Raw genomic sequence first — 16372 nt, 5'->3', positions numbered from 1 at the left:
ATTCAGTTGTTATCAGAGGTTCTGCAACAGGCGTGCCGCCGCTTCGGAATTTTCATTGGCCGTGGTCATGACCTTCACCTGCATCTCGTACTGCCTTGACAGCTGCAGGTTGGAAATCATTTCCTCAACGGCGTTCACATTGGAGCTTTCCAGGAAGCCGGTTGCGACCCGGAGGTTGCCATCCGGCGGTTCCACGCCGTCTATGGCCTGGTCCGGCTTTCGACGCATGAAGCCGTCAAGCCCCTTCTCCAGGGAATCGGAGGGCGGATTAACCAGTTTCAGTCGGTCAACTTCAACAAGCTCATCCGGGGCGCCACCTACCGGCACCACCGAAACGGTGCCATCGGCACCGATCTGGACATTGTCGAAGGGCGGCAACGCCACGGGGCCACCGTTACCCAGAACGAGTTCGCCGCCGGGCAGGCGCATGAGGCCATTCACATCAATCTGGAGGCTTCCGGTACGGGTAAACACCTCTTCGCCGCGATCATTCTGGATAGCCAGCCAGCCGTCCCCTTCCATTGCCACGTCGAGTTTCCGACCGGTTTCCATGAGCGCACCGGCCGACAGGTCACTACCCGGGCGCTCGGTCATGGCGTACGCCCGGGTAGGATGATGTTCCCCGAAGACGGCCACGCTGCGGGCCTGAGCGAAGTCTTTCTTGAAGCCGGTGGTGCTGACGTTAGCCAGGTTGTTGGCATGGGCACGCTGGGCCAGCATATTCTGCTTGGCGCCTGACATACCGATGTAGAGGGCTTTGTCCATGGGAAAACTCCTGCCGGAATTTTGACTGTTTCCAGTATTCCTGCAGGAGTTGTGCCATGTTTATTGCGCTAGCGGTTAGCGGAGATTGATGATGGTCTGGGTGACCGCATCGGAGGTTTCAATTGTCTTGGCGTTGGCCTGGTAATTACGCTGGGCAATGATCAGACTGACCAGTTCCGCCGAAAGATCCACGTTCGATTCTTCCACCGAGCTTGCGGTGATGGAACCGAGAGTACCCGTGTCCGGAGCACCGATAATCGGCTGGCCCGATTCAAAGGTTTCTACCCAGGTGGTTTCCCCAACCGGCGACAATCCATTCGTGTTATTGAAGGCTGCGAGGGCAACCTGGCCCAGAGCCTTGGATTGGCCATTGGTATAGCGGGCAAAGAGAACCCCCTGATCGGAGACATCCAGTCCCGATAACCGGCCGGTGGTATAACCGTTCTGCTGCTGGTCGTTCACACCGAAGGCGGCGCCGTACTGGGTGGTACCTCCCAGATTAACCACAAACGCGGACGAAGTCGGTGGCTCCGGAATGGGGGTGACCACCTGGGTGCCCGGCCCCGGAGGACCATCGGCACCATTGGGCTGGCCGTTCTGGTCTTTCGGGATCCAGTCGCTCACCACGATCTCACCGGCCGGGTCGCCATTCACGGATTGCAGATTGCCATCCTGATCAAAGCGCGCGGTGTAAGGTGTGGTATCGGTACCGGCAATCATTTCACCGTCAATCTGCAGATAAACAGACCACTCACTGATACCCACGCCGCTGCCCGGTGCCGGCTCCTTAACGAAAAACTGGGTAATCTCGTGAGAGTTACCGAGGCTGTCGTAGATCGTCGCGGACGTTGCATGGTTGTATGTGCGCTGATCCAGCGGATTGAACTCGTTGGTTATCCGGATCGGCGAGCCATTGAACGCCGTCTCGAAGCTGCCATCTGCCGGATCATCAACGCTGGCAACCATTCGGTCCGCGGTCACGTTCACGTCGCCGAGTACCTGGGTCGGTCCGACTGTCGTGGTGCCATCGCTGTAGGTGTAGTCGAGCGTCTCTCCCTGGTTGTGAATGACACGCAGCACATCGGTGCCGGAGCCATCGTCCACGACCGAGGCAGAGATCGCGGTTTCACTGGAGTTGTTGATCGCGTCGGCCAGATCCTGCAGGGAAGAAATGCTGCTGGTGTCGAGGGTCAGCGGGCTGCCGTTGATGTTCAGATTGAACGAGAAGGTGCCACCCGTGATAAAGGCGTCGGTCAGGCCGTTAAGCTGCGCGGTGGTTGTTGCCGAAGCATTGAAACCCGGTACGCCATTGAGCGTTTGGGCAGCCTCACGCGCCGATGCAGCCGGGTCGATTGTCACGGCATAGTCTGGCGAGCCATCGGTGTACTGAACCGAGAAACTCTCGCCCTGGATGCCCGCAACGCTCAGTGGTCCGATATCCCGCACCCGGTTTTCCAGCACCGGCTCTCGGGAATCCAGGTTCAGGTCCGTCGTCAGGTTGGTGGTTCGTCTGGGCGCCAGGTTGTCCGTCTCAATCTGAAGGTCGCTCCGGATGCCCGACAGGTTGCCATCACCATCTGCGGTGTAACCCTGAACACGCATGTTCTGGTTATTGGTCACGTAACCGTTCTTGTCGATACCAAACTGGCCCGCCCGGGAGTAGCGGATCTCACCGCCATTGTTGAGGATGAAGAAACCATCGCCACTGATGGCCATGTCCAGCCCGTTGTCGGTGAAGCTGATATTGCCCTGCCCGAACGACTGCTTGACGTCTTGAACCCGAACACCGTCGCCAATCGGGTTGGTGCCTGCACTCAGAAAGCCGCTGGCGTAGAGATCACCAAATTGAACACTGCTGCTCTTGAAGCCAACCGTACTGGCGTTCGCGATGTTGTTGCCGGTGACATCCAGATCCACCGATGCCGCCCGAAGACCACTAAGCCCTGTATTAAATGCCATAAATCACCTCTTGGTCTGACACCGGTATCAGTTGATTTGTTTTACATCCGACAGGGCGATGGAGCCCATGCCGGCCAGATTCAATGTAATCGAACCGTTCTGGCCCAGTGAAACACTGTCCACATTAGCGCTGACCATAGTGCCCAGCTGTTGCGTGCCCTCCGGGTACGAAGCCTCCGCGACAATGCGGTACGGGCCCGGCGGCAATGGATTGCCGTTGCCATCCTGACCATCCCAGCTGAAGGACTTCACGCCGGCCGGGCTGCTGCCCAGATCAATCTGACGGACCAGTTCGCCGGCCTGATTCTGCACCGACAGCCGGAGCCCGCCCGTGGAAGCCGGAACAGCAATTGTGCCCCTGATTTCACCATCTGCTCCCAGAATGCCGACGCTGGACGGCGCCAGAACGGTCTTTCCGACCATGGCAGATGCCTGAAGGGCCTGGGTCGAGCGAAATTGACCAACGACGTCGTCGACGGTGCCCGACAATTTCTGCATCTCTTCGAGTGAGCTGAACTGGGCGAGCTGGGATATAAATTCGCCGTTATCCTGAGGTTCCAGCGGATTTTGATTCTTCAACTGGGCCAGCATCAGTTCCATGAACTCGTTCCGACCCAATTCGCTGTTGCCTTCAGCGCCACGCTGCTGTTTCAGCTGGTACTGGCTCAGAACATCCGAAGCGTCGGTTGCATTAATTGCGCTCATTGCGTGCTCCTCTCCGGATTACTGCTGACCAAGGGTCAGGATTCGCTGCATCATGGATTTAGCGGTATTCATGATGTCCACGTTCATCTGGTAACTGCGGGAAGAGGACATCATGTCGGCCATCTCTTCCACCACGTTCACGTTCGGATAGAACACGTAGCCATCTTCATTCGCTGCCGGGTGCTCCGGCTGATACCGCATCTGGAGGTCAGCCTGGCTCTCGACAATGCCCTCAACGCGAACCCCTGCCCCGGCACCCTGCTCGCTGGTAAAGGCAAGGCCCTGACTGACCGGATTGAGCAGGGACTGCTGAATGGCGGCAAACACCGGCTTTCTGGCCCGATAGGTCGTCTCAGTACTGGAACTGGCCGTTTCTGCGTTGGCGATATTGGATGCCGTGGTATTCAGCCGCAGGGATTGCGCGGTCATGCCGGAACCGGCGATGTCAAAAATGCTGCCCAATGACATGGAAACTCTCCTTTGCTACTCGCGTCGCTGCGGCTTATTCGCCCTTGAGGGCCTTGGTCAGGCCGGAAAATTTACTGCTCAGAAACTGGAAGCTCGCCTGGTAATCCATGGCATTGCGCATGAACCGGGTCTGCTCCTGCTGTGCGTCCACTGTATTTCCGTCCACAGACGGCTGATGTGGTGTTCGATACAGCAATTCACTGTCGGACGCACCGCTTGATGTATCCATGTGGCCAGCGTCGGTTTTCGCCATCTCGAATCCGGAGGCGGCCTGCTGGGCCCGCTGCATCACCGCCCGGAAGTCGACATCACGAGCCTTGAATCCCGGGGTATCAGCGTTTGCCATGTTGTTCGCCAGTACTTCCGCCCGCTTGACCCGGGCCTCCAGTGCGTACTGGTGGATCCCAAGCGCTTTATCAAACGAAATCGACATATTGCCTCCCAAAACTGCACCCGCATGCCGGCGCTCTTTGCCGGATTTGCTCTCTAACGGGATTAAAGCAAGGCCAATGCCAAAGTTCTTGAATCTCTCTGAATCGCGCTCTGTGGGGGCTTCGGGAGTATTGCGAAAGGTGTTAAAAAGGGGGCGGAATCCGTGGAACAGGTAAAAAGCGGCAAGCGGTTTCCCCTCCCCCGAGCCGGTAGTAAGGCCCGCGGGAAGGGGAACCGTGGCATTCAGGAAGGCCAGTTCTGGACATAGTCGTGCATTTCCGGACGGGGCACCCGCGGCTTTTCCGACGACACCGTTCCGACATAGAGAAAGCCAACGATCGACTCTTCTTCTGTTAGTCCAAGGCCGTCATGTACCGCCGTATGATAGGCAACACTGCCAGTGCGCCACATCACACCGAATCCGGCGTCCTGCAGAGCCAGCTCCAGAAAGCTCATCCCGGCTGCCGCCGACATGATCTGTTCGACTTCCGGAACCTTGGGGTGCACCTTCGGAGACGCAATGCCGACAATGACCATCGGCGCCCGGAGCGGTGCCCGACGCAACTTGTCGATCTCCTGCTCGTCGCTGTTGTTGGCGCAGGTCGAAGCGAACAGGTCACCCAATGCGTTCAGGCCCTCCCCTTGTATGATAAGGTAGCGCCAGGGGCGCAGCAGGGCATGATCCGGGGCGCGAGCGGCACAGGCAAAGGCGCGGGCCAGAGTATCGGAGTCCGGGGCCGGCGACTCAAGCCTGGGTTCTGATGCCCGGTTGAGCAGAAACTCACTGACTGCAGTCATATCTTCTCGCTATCAGATGGATGGTCGACGGGAGGATCTATGGACGTTTACGTCGATTCAGTTAATTGTGGGTTATACGTAATACTGTTAACCTTTAGTCGTAGTCCGGTCTACCTAACAATTATAAACGACTTGGTAGCAGCACCATGAGTGACCAACGAACTTTTAGCAACTTTTCAGAATTCTACCCTTACTATCTCGAAGAGCACAGCGATGCCACCTGCCGTCGGCTGCACTTCGCGGGCAGCCTGCTGGTGCTGATTGTCGCAGCCTGGGCCATTACCTCCGGCAAACTGGCCTGGCTACTGCTGCTCCCCGTCATCGGGTACGGATTCGCCTGGGTGGGCCATTTCCAATTCGAAAAGAACCGGCCGGCAACCTTTAAATACCCGGTCTACAGCCTGATGGGCGACTGGGTCATGTTCCGAGATATGCTCATTGGCCGGATCCGTTTCTAATATGATGAGTGCACCGGCAGATCTGCGTAATGCCAGCACTAGCGCTGGCAAGGCATTGTCCGTTGATCACCCCAACAGCCCCATTGCCATTCCACCAATGCCGGATTACAGCGGCCGTATACTGGCGTACACCACAACCGCGGCCATAATTGTGGCCGGCGTCCTCCAGGGTACCTTCCATCAGTGGCTGCTTTGGCTTGTGGCCGGCGCACTCACCTGGCCCCACATTGCCCACGCACTAACCCGGCGCACCTTCCTCCGTAATTCGCCCCGTATCCGTCAAAAGATGCTGATCTTTGACTGCATGGTTGGCGGAGGGTTTATCGGTTGCATCGGTCTGGTCGCTATTCCATCGGTCTCTGTGGTGCTGATGCTGATGTTCAGCTGCCTGATCGTTGGAGGTATCCGACAATGGCTGTTGGGAACCGTTTTCATGGCTGCTACCGTCGCCGCGTCTGTCGCTGTCGTAGGTCCCGCGGAAACGCTCCGCGCGCCCTTGCTGACCAGCATCCTGTCTGTCTCCTCGACCGGTCTCTACATCTGCGTTACCGCCTACTACTCCCATCAGCAGGCTCAAGCCCTCATGCTCGCGAAAACGCAGATCCAGAACCAGCGGGAACAGTCCATCGCACTCTCCCACAAGCTCTCCAAGTATCTGTCACCGCAGGTCTGGCAATCGATCTTTACCGGCGAACGGGATGTGCGCCTTGAAACCCAACGCAAGAAACTGGCGGTGTTCTTCTCCGACATCAAGGGCTTCACCGAGCTGTCGGAGGAAATGGAACCTGAGGCGCTGACCGAGCTGCTTAATCACTACTTCAACGAGATGTCGGAAGTCGCGCTGAAATACGGCGGCACCATCGACAAATTTGTGGGCGATTCGATCATGGTGTTCTTCGGCGACCCCACCAGCCGGGGCCAGCGCGAGGACGCGTTTGCCTGTGTCTCGATGGCGATCGAGATGCGCAAACACATGAAGATCATGCGCCAGAAATGGCGCAGCCAGGGTATTAAAACCCCGCTGGAAATCCGAATGGGCATCAGCACCGGCTACACAACCGTGGGCAACTTCGGGGCCGAGAACCGCATGGACTATACAATCATCGGCAAGGAAGTGAACCTTGCCAGCCGACTGGAGTCTCTGGCCGAGGCCGGAGAGATTCTCGTGTCCTACGAGACTTTCTCGCTGATCAAGGACAAGATCATGTGCCGGGACAAGGGCGAAATCACCGTCAAGGGTTTCGGCAAGCCGGTGCCCATCTACGAAGTGGTTGATTTCCGTCGGGACATGGGCCCCAACCGCAGTTTTCTCGAACACGAACACAGCGGTTTTGCCATGTACCTCGACTCTGACAAGATCACCGAGAAAGAACGTGAGTCCATCCTCGCCGCTCTTGAAGACGCAGCGGATCGCCTCCGGCAGGAAGAGGACGCCTCCTGAAGCGGAGGCGATTCTGCCCAGGGCTGCCTACTGACGAACCAGCCTGGGAGTGGGCGTGCAGTCCGGTTCAGTACTGCGCCACGGGTTGATGTCGAGCCCGCCACGTCGCGTGTAGCGTGCGCAGACCGTTAACTTTTCAGGCTGACACCTCGCCATCAGGTCGGTAAATACGGTCTCCACGCAATGTTCGTGAAAATCCTGTTTCTGGCGGAATCCCACCACGTATTTCAGCAGCGCCCCGCGATCAATCCGTGGTCCCGTATAGGTCATCAGGAGCGTGGCCCAGTCAGGTTGGCCAGTGACCGGACAATTACTCTTCAGCAAATGCGAACACAGACTCTCTGTAACTACCTCCACCCCGGCAGCAAGCACCTCGGGCGAATACTCGTAGGTAGGATCAGTAACCGGCTCGTCATCAATCAGTTCATGGCCGACTGGACGCCCGACCGCTTCTGCGGATGCATCGACGCTTTTCATTTCCACCTGAACCGCGGCGCCACAGGCACTGGACAAGTCCTCGGCCATGGTTTCGGCGACCTGCTCCATTGACGAGAAAACGGCCTGATTGAACGAATTCAGGTACAGCTTGAGAGACTTGGACTCCACAATCGACGGCGATGCTGCTGGAAATCGTATCTCGGCCCACGCCACCGCTGGCACCCCACTGTGGCGCAACCAGGAAACCTCCCAGGCCTGCCACAGGTCTTCACCGAACCAGGGCCACCGGCCGTCACTCAAACCCAGCCTGCGGCGGTTTTCATCCCGGGCGACCGGAAAAAGCAGGGCCGGATCGTAGTGGTCGGGGTACTCGCTGGCTTTGCCCAGCGGTGCATCATGTAACGCCATAAGGAGTCCTGAAGTCAGTGCCGTATGCCCTTTCCGCGTGACAGCATTTTCAAGGCAATGAGTGCGAGCACGGAAATGAAAACCAGAATCATACCAAGAGACACGAACGGATTAACGTCTGAAACGCCCAGAATGCCAAACCGGAAACCGTTCACCATGTACAGGATAGGGTTCGCCATGGACACCGCTTGCCAGAAATCCGGCAAGAGATCGATGCTGTAGAATACCCCGCCCAGATAAGTGAGTGGCGTCAGCACGAACGTCGGGACGATGGAGATGTCGTCAAACTTGGTTGCCAGCATGGCATTGATGAACCCGCCCAGGGCGAACAGTGCGGATGTCAGGAACACAGTCACAACCATCATGGGCAGACTGTGAATCGACAGATTCGTAAAGGCCAGGGACAATAATGTGACGATCAGCCCGATTCCCAAACCTCGCGCCATGCCGCCACAAACGTATCCCGCGAGGATGACCCAGTTGGGAACGGGCGACACCAGCAATTCCTCGATACTGCGCTGGAACTTCATCGAGAAAAACGACGACACCACGTTGGCGTAGGAGTTGGTGATAACGGCCATCATGATCAGGCCCGGGACAATAAATGCCATGTAGTCAAAGCCACCCATCTGGCCAATCCGGGAGCCGATCAGATTCCCGAAAATTATGAAATAGAGCGTCATGGTGACCGCGGGCGGAAGCAGTGTCTGCGCCCAGATCCGGGTGAATCGCCGAATCTCACGAACCACGATGGTGTTAAACGCGGTTATCAGAGCCTGAGTCCTCATGCCACGCCCTCCAGGCCTTTTCGGGACTCCACGGCGTTCTCTTCCACCATGCGAATAAACAGCTCTTCAAGCCGATTGGCCTTGGTTCTCATGCTTACCACCTTGATGCCACGCTGCTCGAGCTGTACGAACACCTGATTCAGGCCCTGACCTTTTTCAACGTCCACCTCCAGGGCACCCTCACCGTCAAGTCGGGTGGCAAATCCATCCAGCTCCGGTGCCGCTGGCAGCGCAAGCTCGGTGTCCAGCACGAACGTCTCCACGCTCAATTCCTGGAGCAGGTCACGTTTGCTGGTGTTCTTGAGTATCTTGCCATGGTCGATAATCGCAATATTCCGGCAGAGCGCTTCTGCTTCTTCCAGATAATGGGTGGTCAGGATAATGGTCGTGCCCTGACGGTTCATTTCCTCAAGGAACGTCCACATCGAGCGCCGGAGTTCAATATCCACCCCCGCCGTCGGTTCGTCCAGAATCAGGAGTCTGGGCTCATGGACAAGCGCACGGGCAATCATCAGCCGCCGCTTCATGCCTCCGGATAGCATCCTTGCGGGTGTGTCACGCTTGTCCCAGAGGCCCAGCTTCTTGAGGTACTTCTCAGCAGACACCGACGCCTGTTTAAGAGGAATGCCATAGTAACCAGCCTGGGTGGTCACTATGTCGAAGACCTTTTCAAACTGGTTAAAATTGAATTCCTGGGGCACCACACCAAGGTTGAGCTTGGCATCGGAAAGCTGGGTATCAATGTCATTGCCGAACACCCTCACCTTTCCTGCCGTCTTGTTGACCAGCGAGCAAACGATGCCCAACGTCGTTGATTTGCCAGCGCCGTTGGGGCCCAGCAACGCGAAAAAATCGCCTTCTGCAACGTGAAGGTCTATCCCCTTGAGCGCCTCGAAGCCGTCACCATAGGTTTTGACCAGACCTTCGATTTCCAGAGCATGGGTCATAAACGATCCTGAATTCTTGGCAAGCCCGGGCTAACCGGGGGGCTCGCCGGGGCTGAAATTTAGATTGCTATTGATTGTGGCAACTGACGGTTTTTCAAGGTTCAAAGGGAGAATCGGAAGCCCGAAACAAAACCGGAAACTGCGACAGGTATCCCGATAACGGCGGGCTCTCGCCCCTATAATGCGGTTACAACAACTTACAAACATACCGCCGATCCTCGAACAAGGAGCGGCTGAAGCGAAGGGAATGTACGACAAACCATGAGATCCGTTCACCCGATCCGACTGTCACTCACCCTGATAGCCTCTCTTGCCGCCGCCGGCTGCCTCCATGACAGCAGCACCGGCGGCAATGACACCAGCGTGGGCCGACTCAATTACAACGGTTTTAGCGGCATGACTTACCAGACTGCCAGCCAGAGCGGGACCACCAACGCTCAAGGTGAATTCCGCTACTACCCCGGTGAAACCCTGAGCCTGCGTGTGGGTGATCTGCCGATAGTCGAAGGTGTCCCGGCAAGGAAATACGTAACGCCCCTGGAATTCTTCCCGGATCTTCGGGCGGAACTGGCCAATCCCGCCTTCGATGATGAGGGGCTGAGCACCCATACCATCACGGAGCAGCAACTGATCGACGACATTTCCCTGAACAACATTACACGCTTCCTGATTGCTCTTAACTGGACCGAAAACGTTCGGGAAGGCGAAGGCATAGAAATTCGGGATCGTGTCATCGAACAGCTGAATGCAGCCCTCCCCGGACTCACGGCGCCCATTGACTTTACCGTGAGCGAGGCAGAATTCACCGCACGCGGCACGACGCCGTCTCCCGCCAATCAGCTACTTGCCGCTATCTGCTTCTACCCGAAGGATGACGAGCTGTGCCAGGAGCCCCCCACGCCTGCAGAAATTGCCGCGGCACCGGCACGCCCCGACAATGAAGCCGACAGAGACCCGGACACCGAGTACCGGGAAGACCTCCAGGCCAAGAGAGATCGCATTCTAGGAGCGGTTCGCTCTCTTGAGGACATAGACGCAAACGATGCCCAGACCTATCTGACCCGGGAGCTGAAAGCCATCACAACGGCAGTTTCAAACCGGTTCTACCTTGACGAAGACGTAGCCAGTCACCCCGCCAGTGATACCGGGATAAAAACGGTGAGCATTAAGAAGATCGGAGCTGCGCCGGAACTTGCCGATATTGATGCCATCAGCACGCGTCCGGCCGATGTAATGATCAACGCCACCAGTTGGCAGGAGGCCGAAGTCGAGTATTTTGTTGCGGGCGAAACCGGAGGCGAAGCCGAGTTGGTCATGAGCTTTCGCCCGAGCGACACTTACCGGTGGGTGCGCAAGCAATTAAGGGTGATTATCCGCTGATCAGTCGCGAAAGGTTCCAGCGGGATTCGCCGCCGGTCACATCGTAACCAGTGGGGTCCAAACCTGCCGTGCCGTGGGGCAGACACTCCCGGACATTAATGGCTTCGTCCGCCTCCCGGGACTCGTTGAACCGCGCAAGATCGATCACCTTCGCCGACTTCAGGGGCTGATGATCAGCGTCGGTCATTACCATGACACGGGGCCATAGACGACGCTCGGGTGAATGGGACATGACAATGCCCCGCTGGCCATCAGTCAACTCAACCAGGCTTCCAGTGGGGTATATCCCGATGGCCTGGATAAAGGATTCGACCAGATCTTCCTGAAACTCGATGTTTCTCATGTCATAGAGAAGCGCTACGGCCTTATCAGGCGTCATCGGAGACGACGCGTCCCTCGGACCAATCAGCGACTCGAAGAACTCCGCAATACCTGCAACCTTGGCTAGCAGAGGAATCCGGTCACCCCGGATGCCCTCCGGAAAACCAGAACCATTGTGTCGTTCGCGATGCCCTTGCACCACACTCAGGACCGCTCGGGAGAGCCCGCTGTCGGAGAGCATTTCAACGCCCTTGGAGACGTATTCACGGTACTGACTGTATTCTTCGGAACTCAACTGCCCTTCACGGTTCAGCAATTCTCTCGGTATTGCACATTTACCGACCTGGGAAAGCAGACAACCCAACCCGAGATGATTCAGCAGGCCTTCGTTCAATCCAAGGTGACGACCGCAGACCAGCGCCCACACGGAAGTATTCAGGGCATGGCGGTAAATGTAATCGTCATGCTGGCGGGTCCGGCTCAGCCACAGCAGGGCGTCAGGTTGGCGAATAACACTGCTGACCATCCGGCTCGTGATCTCGGCAATGGGCTTGAGATCCACAACGCTTTCGTGACGCACAGTCTCAAACAGGCGATGAAGCGCCATCTCTGCATCGTCCAGCAGATGACGCGAAACCTTAATTTCTTTTTTCAGGGTGGTTTCCGTCTCGTAGGAAACCGGCTCTCGGATGTTGATCGGAGGCAGTTGCAGAACTTCCCGACCGTTGCCACGTCTGGTGGAGCTACGATTGAAGGTCGGCTTCATGCTTTCGGTGAGGTCACCGGAAATTCGAACTTCGGCAACATCAATCATCACCCACTTGCAGTGGGACGTCAGCGCACGAACATCATCTTGAGAGCGGATGTGGAATCCCTGGATGGGAAAGGGGGTCTGGTGCCACGGCCGATCCAGATCGGACACAAACATGCCCACCTCCAGATCGTGCACTGCAATTTTTCGCTGCTGGACGCCCACAAGCCACCTCTACAAATAAACTTATCGATGAATACCATTCTGCCGGAGTCGCGAAAAGAGTCCATAACAGTTTGGTAGCGCAAAGTAACCTGAGGGCAACAAATGGTAACGCTAATATTCAGGAGGAAACAAAGTGTAGCAACGTGAAAACGATCACACTAAAACGTCAAAACGTGTCACTGCACGTCACATACGGAATCGTCAAATTCCGGCATTTTTGCCCGAAGCGAGCCCCGGGGCGCCTTCCGGGCATACACCGTGTAAGGCACCGTAGAGGCACGCAAGTAATCCACATTACGTGAATTGTCACCCTCCCCCTGCGTGGGCGACACAGGCCTGCAGGAAACAAGAAGCTGCAGCTTTTCTCCAACCGTCACGATACGTGCCCCTGGATTTGACGGATCCACTGTCATGCAAGGGTGCTCACCCGCCACTGGAGCTCCCTCTGGAGCGCGTACGTCCCTGCCCTGCTCACCGCAGGCTCTGATACCTCTACCACAACCAGTTGCCTCCGGGTCGGAGTCGTCCCGCAAGCGCCAAACGCGATCGCTGCATTGCGTTTCCACGCGTACCGGAGTCGCCTTATCACTGACCAACCACCAATCCGGGTAATCGGCTGTTTGCCAGGAAACTCGTATCTGGCGAGGTTCCCCCGCTGAATTTTCGGCCGGAAACATTGCGTAATGTGAGTAGTAGGATGCACAGCCGTGCAGAATCAAGGGCAAAAACAGAAGAAGGAAGAAGCGCTTCATATCAGTGTTGGTTATGCTCAAATTGAAGTCCGAATCCATCGCGGGTCCTGCGAACGACGATCATATCAAGAACGGGGGCAGGCACCGGCAACCCCTGAACCTGCACCGTCACGGTGTCACCAAGCTCGGGTTCGAAGGGAGTCGCGTCCACTACAATGAACACGCCTCCATCGGATATGTCCCGGGTCGAGAAGACAAACTCTCCCAATTCCGGGTGCATGACCTTTACCTTTGCGCTCATCGCGGTGCGAATGTGTTCTCTTCGATCGTTCCCTGCCATCACGCGGTTTCCACTACTTTTTACATAGTTTTTATAGTCTTCCGAAGGATACCACCATTTTCACCCAAATATGCCAAAGGTGATATTGACTCGCCGCTTAATACAAATGAGAATGGTTGGCGTTTTTAAATGCCTGTGACTAGCATCACGGGATCTGACTTCGAAACTTGGTGAAAAGGATAACGATATGCGACTGAAACTGGCCGCAACCGCAACGATTGCCCTGGCTCTGCTTCCGATGAGTGCATCCGCAGACGGAGAGGTCAACATTTACTCCTACCGGCAGGCCTATTTGCTCAAGCCCTTGCTGAATGCCTTTAAACAGGAGACCGGAATCGATACCAACGTCGTTTTCGCCAAGAAAGGCCTGGCTGAGCGACTGGAACGGGAGGGTCGTAACAGCCCGGCAGACATCGTTATGACCGTCGACATCTCGCGCATCAACGAACTGGTGGAGCGCGACCTGGTTCAGACCGTCGACAGCGAGGTGCTAAACAAGAACGTTCCTGAAAATCTCCGCCATCCCGAAGGCAAATGGTTTGCACTGACCACCCGGGGCCGACTGATCTTTACGTCAAAGGACCGGGTCGAGGAAGGTGAAATCACCACCTATGAAGAGCTGGCAGACGACAAATGGGACGACCGCATCTGTACCCGCAGCGGCAAACACCCGTACAACATCGCCCTGATTTCCTCCATGATTGCCCATCACGGGGAAGCAGAGACTGAAGCTTGGCTCGAAGGCGTCAAGGACAACCTGGCCCGCAAGCCCCAAGGTGGCGACCGTGACCAGATCAAGGCCATTGCCGAAGGTGTTTGCGACGTATCCATTGGTAACAGCTACTACTACGGCAACATGCTCCAGGACGAAAACCAGCGCGCGATTGCAGAGCAGGTTCGCCTGGTATTCCCCAATGCTGATGGTCGTGGGACGCACATCAACATCAGCGGCATTTCCCTGACCAAGAGCGCCCCGAACCGTGACAACGCCATCAAACTGATGGAATTCCTGTCCTCGGCCGAGGCGCAGCGCATCTATGCCGAGGCGAACACCGAATATCCGGCAAACCCCGACGTTGATCCTTCCGGTCTGGTTGCCGAATGGGGTGCGATCAATCCGGACAAACTGTCCCTGCAGGAAATCGCAAATCACCGGAATGCGGCAGTCAAGCTGGTTGACCGCGTCGATTACGACGGCGAGTAATGCCCGAGGGCCGAGGTGACACCCACCTTCGGCCCGACTTTCGCTCGCCAACGTCTGTTGAAGATGACCGGGGCAATTGCAGGCGGGCGATGAGCTGTCTACAATCGGCATCCTTTCTCATTTCGATTCAACGACAGGAACGCTATGACCGAGGCCGTTACCAGCGTTGCCCCAGGGCTTGCCGAGCCCTTGCTGGCGAAACGAACCTCAAGGCGGTGGCTGGTAACCGCTGCCCTCACCACAGCCATAGTGGTGCTTCCGGTACTCTCCGTTGTCTTTCTCGCTTTTTTCCCAGAAGAGAACATCTGGCCTCACCTGCTCGAGACGACACTTCCCCGGTACCTGACCACCACACTCCAACTGATGCTTGGAGTAGGCGCGCTGACACTGGTCATCGGACTTTCGACCGCCTGGGCTGTCACCATGTGCGAATTTCCGGGCAGGCGTTTTTTCGAGTGGGCAATGCTGCTCCCGTTCGCCGTCCCTGCTTACGTGATCGCCTATGTCTACACCAGCCTTCTTGATTATGCCGGGCCGGTGCAAAGAGCTCTGAGGGGATGGTTTGGCTGGGAAAATGCCAGCGATTACTGGTTCCCCGAAATCCGCAGCCTGGAAGGTGCCACGCTGATGATCGGGCTGGTGCTCTACCCCTACGTTTATTTGCTTGCCCGAGCCGCTTTTCTGGAGCAGTCGCCCTCGCTGTTTGCAGTCAGCCGCAGCCTCGGCCATTCGGCTCTGAGCACTTTTTTTCGCGTGGTTTTGCCCATCGCCCGGCCTGCGGTTGCAGTTGGCCTCTCGCTGGTGCTGATGGAAACCCTCAACGACTTCGGGACCGTCGACTTTTTTGCCGTACAGACACTCACAGCAGGTCTGTTTGACACCTGGATGAACCTGGGGAATCTGGGCGGGGCTGCCCAGATTGCGACCACGATGCTCATATTCGTCGTTATCCTCGTTACCCTCGAACGCTATTCACGGCGTCGGCAACAACAGTTTGCAGCCCGGGACAACCGGGACCCGATCCGCAGATTCAGCATGTCATTCCCCAGACAGTTGGTGTGCGTGGCGGTGTGTGCCGTTCCAGTGACCTTCGGCTTCCTCATCCCCGGATTCACACTGGGTCTCTACGCATGGGAGTACTTCGGCGAAAGCTGGAATCCGGATTTTATACAGAACACCTTTAACAGCCTTTTTCTATCCAGCACCGCAGCACTGACTACTTTGCTGATCGGTATCACCCTGGCCTACAGCCGCAGACTCCACAACACCCGCGGAATGCAGATCCTCATGAGGCTATCAAGCCTTGGCTATGCCATGCCCGGGGCAGTCCTGGCCGTGGGTGTTATCGTTCCACTCGCCGGCTTCGACAACTGGTTCGATAGCCTGATGCGGGAGGTTTTCGGTCTCAGCACGGGTCTGCTTCTCAGCGGCTCCGCCTTTGCCCTGGTGTTTGCCTATACGGTGCGGTTCCTTGCGGTTTCCGCAGGCAGCGTGGAGAGTGCGCTTCAGAAGATCACGCCGAGCATGGATATGGCATCGCGCTCTCTTGGGCATACGCCGGGTGGAACCCTGGTCCGCGTGCACCTGCCGATGCTGCGCGGAACCCTGCTGACCGCCGCGCTGGTGGTGTTCGTCGACTGCATGAAGGAGCTGCCGGCAACACTCATTCTGAGGCCGTTCAATTTTGAAACCCTGGCGACCTACGTCTACCAGTTTGCTTCAGACGAACGTCTCTATCACAGCGCCCTACCGGCACTGATCATTGTTCTGGCGGGGATCGTTCCGATTATTCTGATGAGCCGCTCAATCTCCAACACCCGGACGATAGGTTGAACAGACTCCGTCTTCCAGA

The 16372-nt window shown here is 56.8% G+C and carries 16 protein-coding genes; 5 read left to right on the top strand and 11 right to left on the bottom strand.

The genetic code is table 11. From position 1 onward, the window contains the following. Positions 1–12: 12 nt before the first annotated feature. The 6 genes from K0B93_RS01105 to K0B93_RS01080 all read right to left on the bottom strand — a co-directional run bounded on the left by K0B93_RS01105 (position 13) and on the right by K0B93_RS01080 (position 5127). Positions 13–765, bottom strand: coding sequence for a flagellar basal body rod protein FlgF (locus tag K0B93_RS01105; RefSeq protein ID WP_219865430.1), 753 nt, complete (start codon positions 763–765; stop codon positions 13–15). Positions 766–840: 75 nt separating this feature from the next. Continuing rightward, a complete protein-coding gene (locus K0B93_RS01100; RefSeq protein ID WP_219865429.1) occupies positions 841–2724 on the bottom strand; it encodes a flagellar hook protein FlgE in 1884 nt (627 codons plus the stop codon). Between the two features lie 27 nt (positions 2725–2751). Further along, complete coding sequence (locus K0B93_RS01095; RefSeq protein ID WP_219865428.1) at positions 2752–3429, bottom strand: flagellar hook assembly protein FlgD; 678 nt, start codon at positions 3427–3429, stop codon at positions 2752–2754. A gap of 18 nt (positions 3430–3447) precedes the next feature. Beyond that, the gene (gene flgC / locus K0B93_RS01090) at positions 3448–3897 is read right to left on the bottom strand and encodes a flagellar basal body rod protein FlgC (RefSeq protein WP_219865427.1); all 450 of its coding nucleotides are present in this window, start codon (positions 3895–3897) and stop codon (positions 3448–3450) included. 34 nt (positions 3898–3931) lie between these two features. Beyond that, positions 3932–4330: a flagellar basal body rod protein FlgB gene (flgB, locus tag K0B93_RS01085; RefSeq protein ID WP_219865426.1), complete on the bottom strand. Its 399-nt coding sequence runs from the start codon at positions 4328–4330 to the stop codon at positions 3932–3934. Positions 4331–4572: 242 nt separating this feature from the next. Beyond that, the gene (locus K0B93_RS01080) at positions 4573–5127 is read right to left on the bottom strand and encodes a nitroreductase family protein (RefSeq protein ID WP_219865425.1); all 555 of its coding nucleotides are present in this window, start codon (positions 5125–5127) and stop codon (positions 4573–4575) included. A 146-nt stretch (positions 5128–5273) separates the two neighbouring features. Here K0B93_RS01080 and K0B93_RS01075 point away from each other — a divergent pair, with 146 nt between their 5' ends. Continuing rightward, positions 5274–5585: an Mpo1-like protein gene (locus tag K0B93_RS01075; protein WP_219865424.1), complete on the top strand. Its 312-nt coding sequence runs from the start codon at positions 5274–5276 to the stop codon at positions 5583–5585. A gap of 1 nt (position 5586) precedes the next feature. Beyond that, positions 5587–7026 carry an adenylate/guanylate cyclase domain-containing protein gene (locus tag K0B93_RS01070; RefSeq protein WP_219865423.1) on the top strand — a complete coding sequence of 480 codons (1440 nt, stop codon included), beginning with the start codon at positions 5587–5589 and terminating at the stop codon, positions 7024–7026. 27 nt (positions 7027–7053) lie between these two features. Here K0B93_RS01070 and queF read toward each other — a convergent pair whose 3' ends face one another. Genes queF through K0B93_RS01055 form a run of 3 tightly spaced genes read right to left on the bottom strand, consistent with a single transcriptional unit; the run spans position 7054 to position 9607 of the window. Beyond that, positions 7054–7872 carry an NADPH-dependent 7-cyano-7-deazaguanine reductase QueF gene (gene queF / locus K0B93_RS01065; protein WP_219865422.1) on the bottom strand — a complete coding sequence of 273 codons (819 nt, stop codon included), beginning with the start codon at positions 7870–7872 and terminating at the stop codon, positions 7054–7056. A gap of 14 nt (positions 7873–7886) precedes the next feature. Continuing rightward, entirely contained in the window at positions 7887–8660 is a 774-nt protein-coding gene (locus K0B93_RS01060) for an ABC transporter permease (RefSeq protein WP_219865421.1), read from the bottom strand. Continuing rightward, positions 8657–9607, bottom strand: a complete 951-nt coding sequence (locus K0B93_RS01055) for an ABC transporter ATP-binding protein (RefSeq protein WP_219865420.1) — start codon at positions 9605–9607, stop codon at positions 8657–8659. Before K0B93_RS01055 ends, K0B93_RS01060 begins: the two co-directional genes overlap by 4 nt. A gap of 261 nt (positions 9608–9868) precedes the next feature. Here K0B93_RS01055 and K0B93_RS01050 point away from each other — a divergent pair, with 261 nt between their 5' ends. After that, on the top strand, positions 9869–10987 hold the full coding sequence (locus K0B93_RS01050) for an organic solvent ABC transporter permease (RefSeq protein ID WP_219865419.1): 1119 nt from the start codon (positions 9869–9871) through the stop codon (positions 10985–10987). Here K0B93_RS01050 and K0B93_RS01045 read toward each other — a convergent pair. Together K0B93_RS01045 and K0B93_RS01040 are read right to left on the bottom strand one after the other, a co-directional pair. Beyond that, complete coding sequence (locus K0B93_RS01045) at positions 10977–12284, bottom strand: HD-GYP domain-containing protein (RefSeq protein ID WP_219865418.1); 1308 nt, start codon at positions 12282–12284, stop codon at positions 10977–10979. The two genes, K0B93_RS01050 and K0B93_RS01045, sit on opposite strands and share 11 nt — an antisense overlap. Before the next feature lie 753 nt (positions 12285–13037). Then, a complete protein-coding gene (locus K0B93_RS01040; protein ID WP_219865417.1) occupies positions 13038–13316 on the bottom strand; it encodes a PilZ domain-containing protein in 279 nt (92 codons plus the stop codon). A gap of 187 nt (positions 13317–13503) precedes the next feature. Between K0B93_RS01040 and K0B93_RS01035 the strand changes: the two genes are divergently transcribed. After that, entirely contained in the window at positions 13504–14520 is a 1017-nt protein-coding gene (locus K0B93_RS01035) for a Fe(3+) ABC transporter substrate-binding protein (protein WP_219865416.1), read from the top strand. A gap of 144 nt (positions 14521–14664) precedes the next feature. Then, positions 14665–16353 (top strand): ABC transporter permease, encoded by a 1689-nt coding sequence (locus tag K0B93_RS01030; protein ID WP_219865415.1) that lies wholly within the window; start codon positions 14665–14667, stop codon positions 16351–16353. The last annotated feature ends 19 nt before the right edge of the window (positions 16354–16372 follow it).

The organism is Marinobacter sp. F4218 (assembly GCF_019443085.1).
GTDB lineage: Bacteria > Pseudomonadota > Gammaproteobacteria > Pseudomonadales > Oleiphilaceae > Marinobacter > Marinobacter albus.
This window is presented reverse-complemented; position numbering and strand designations above follow the sequence as displayed.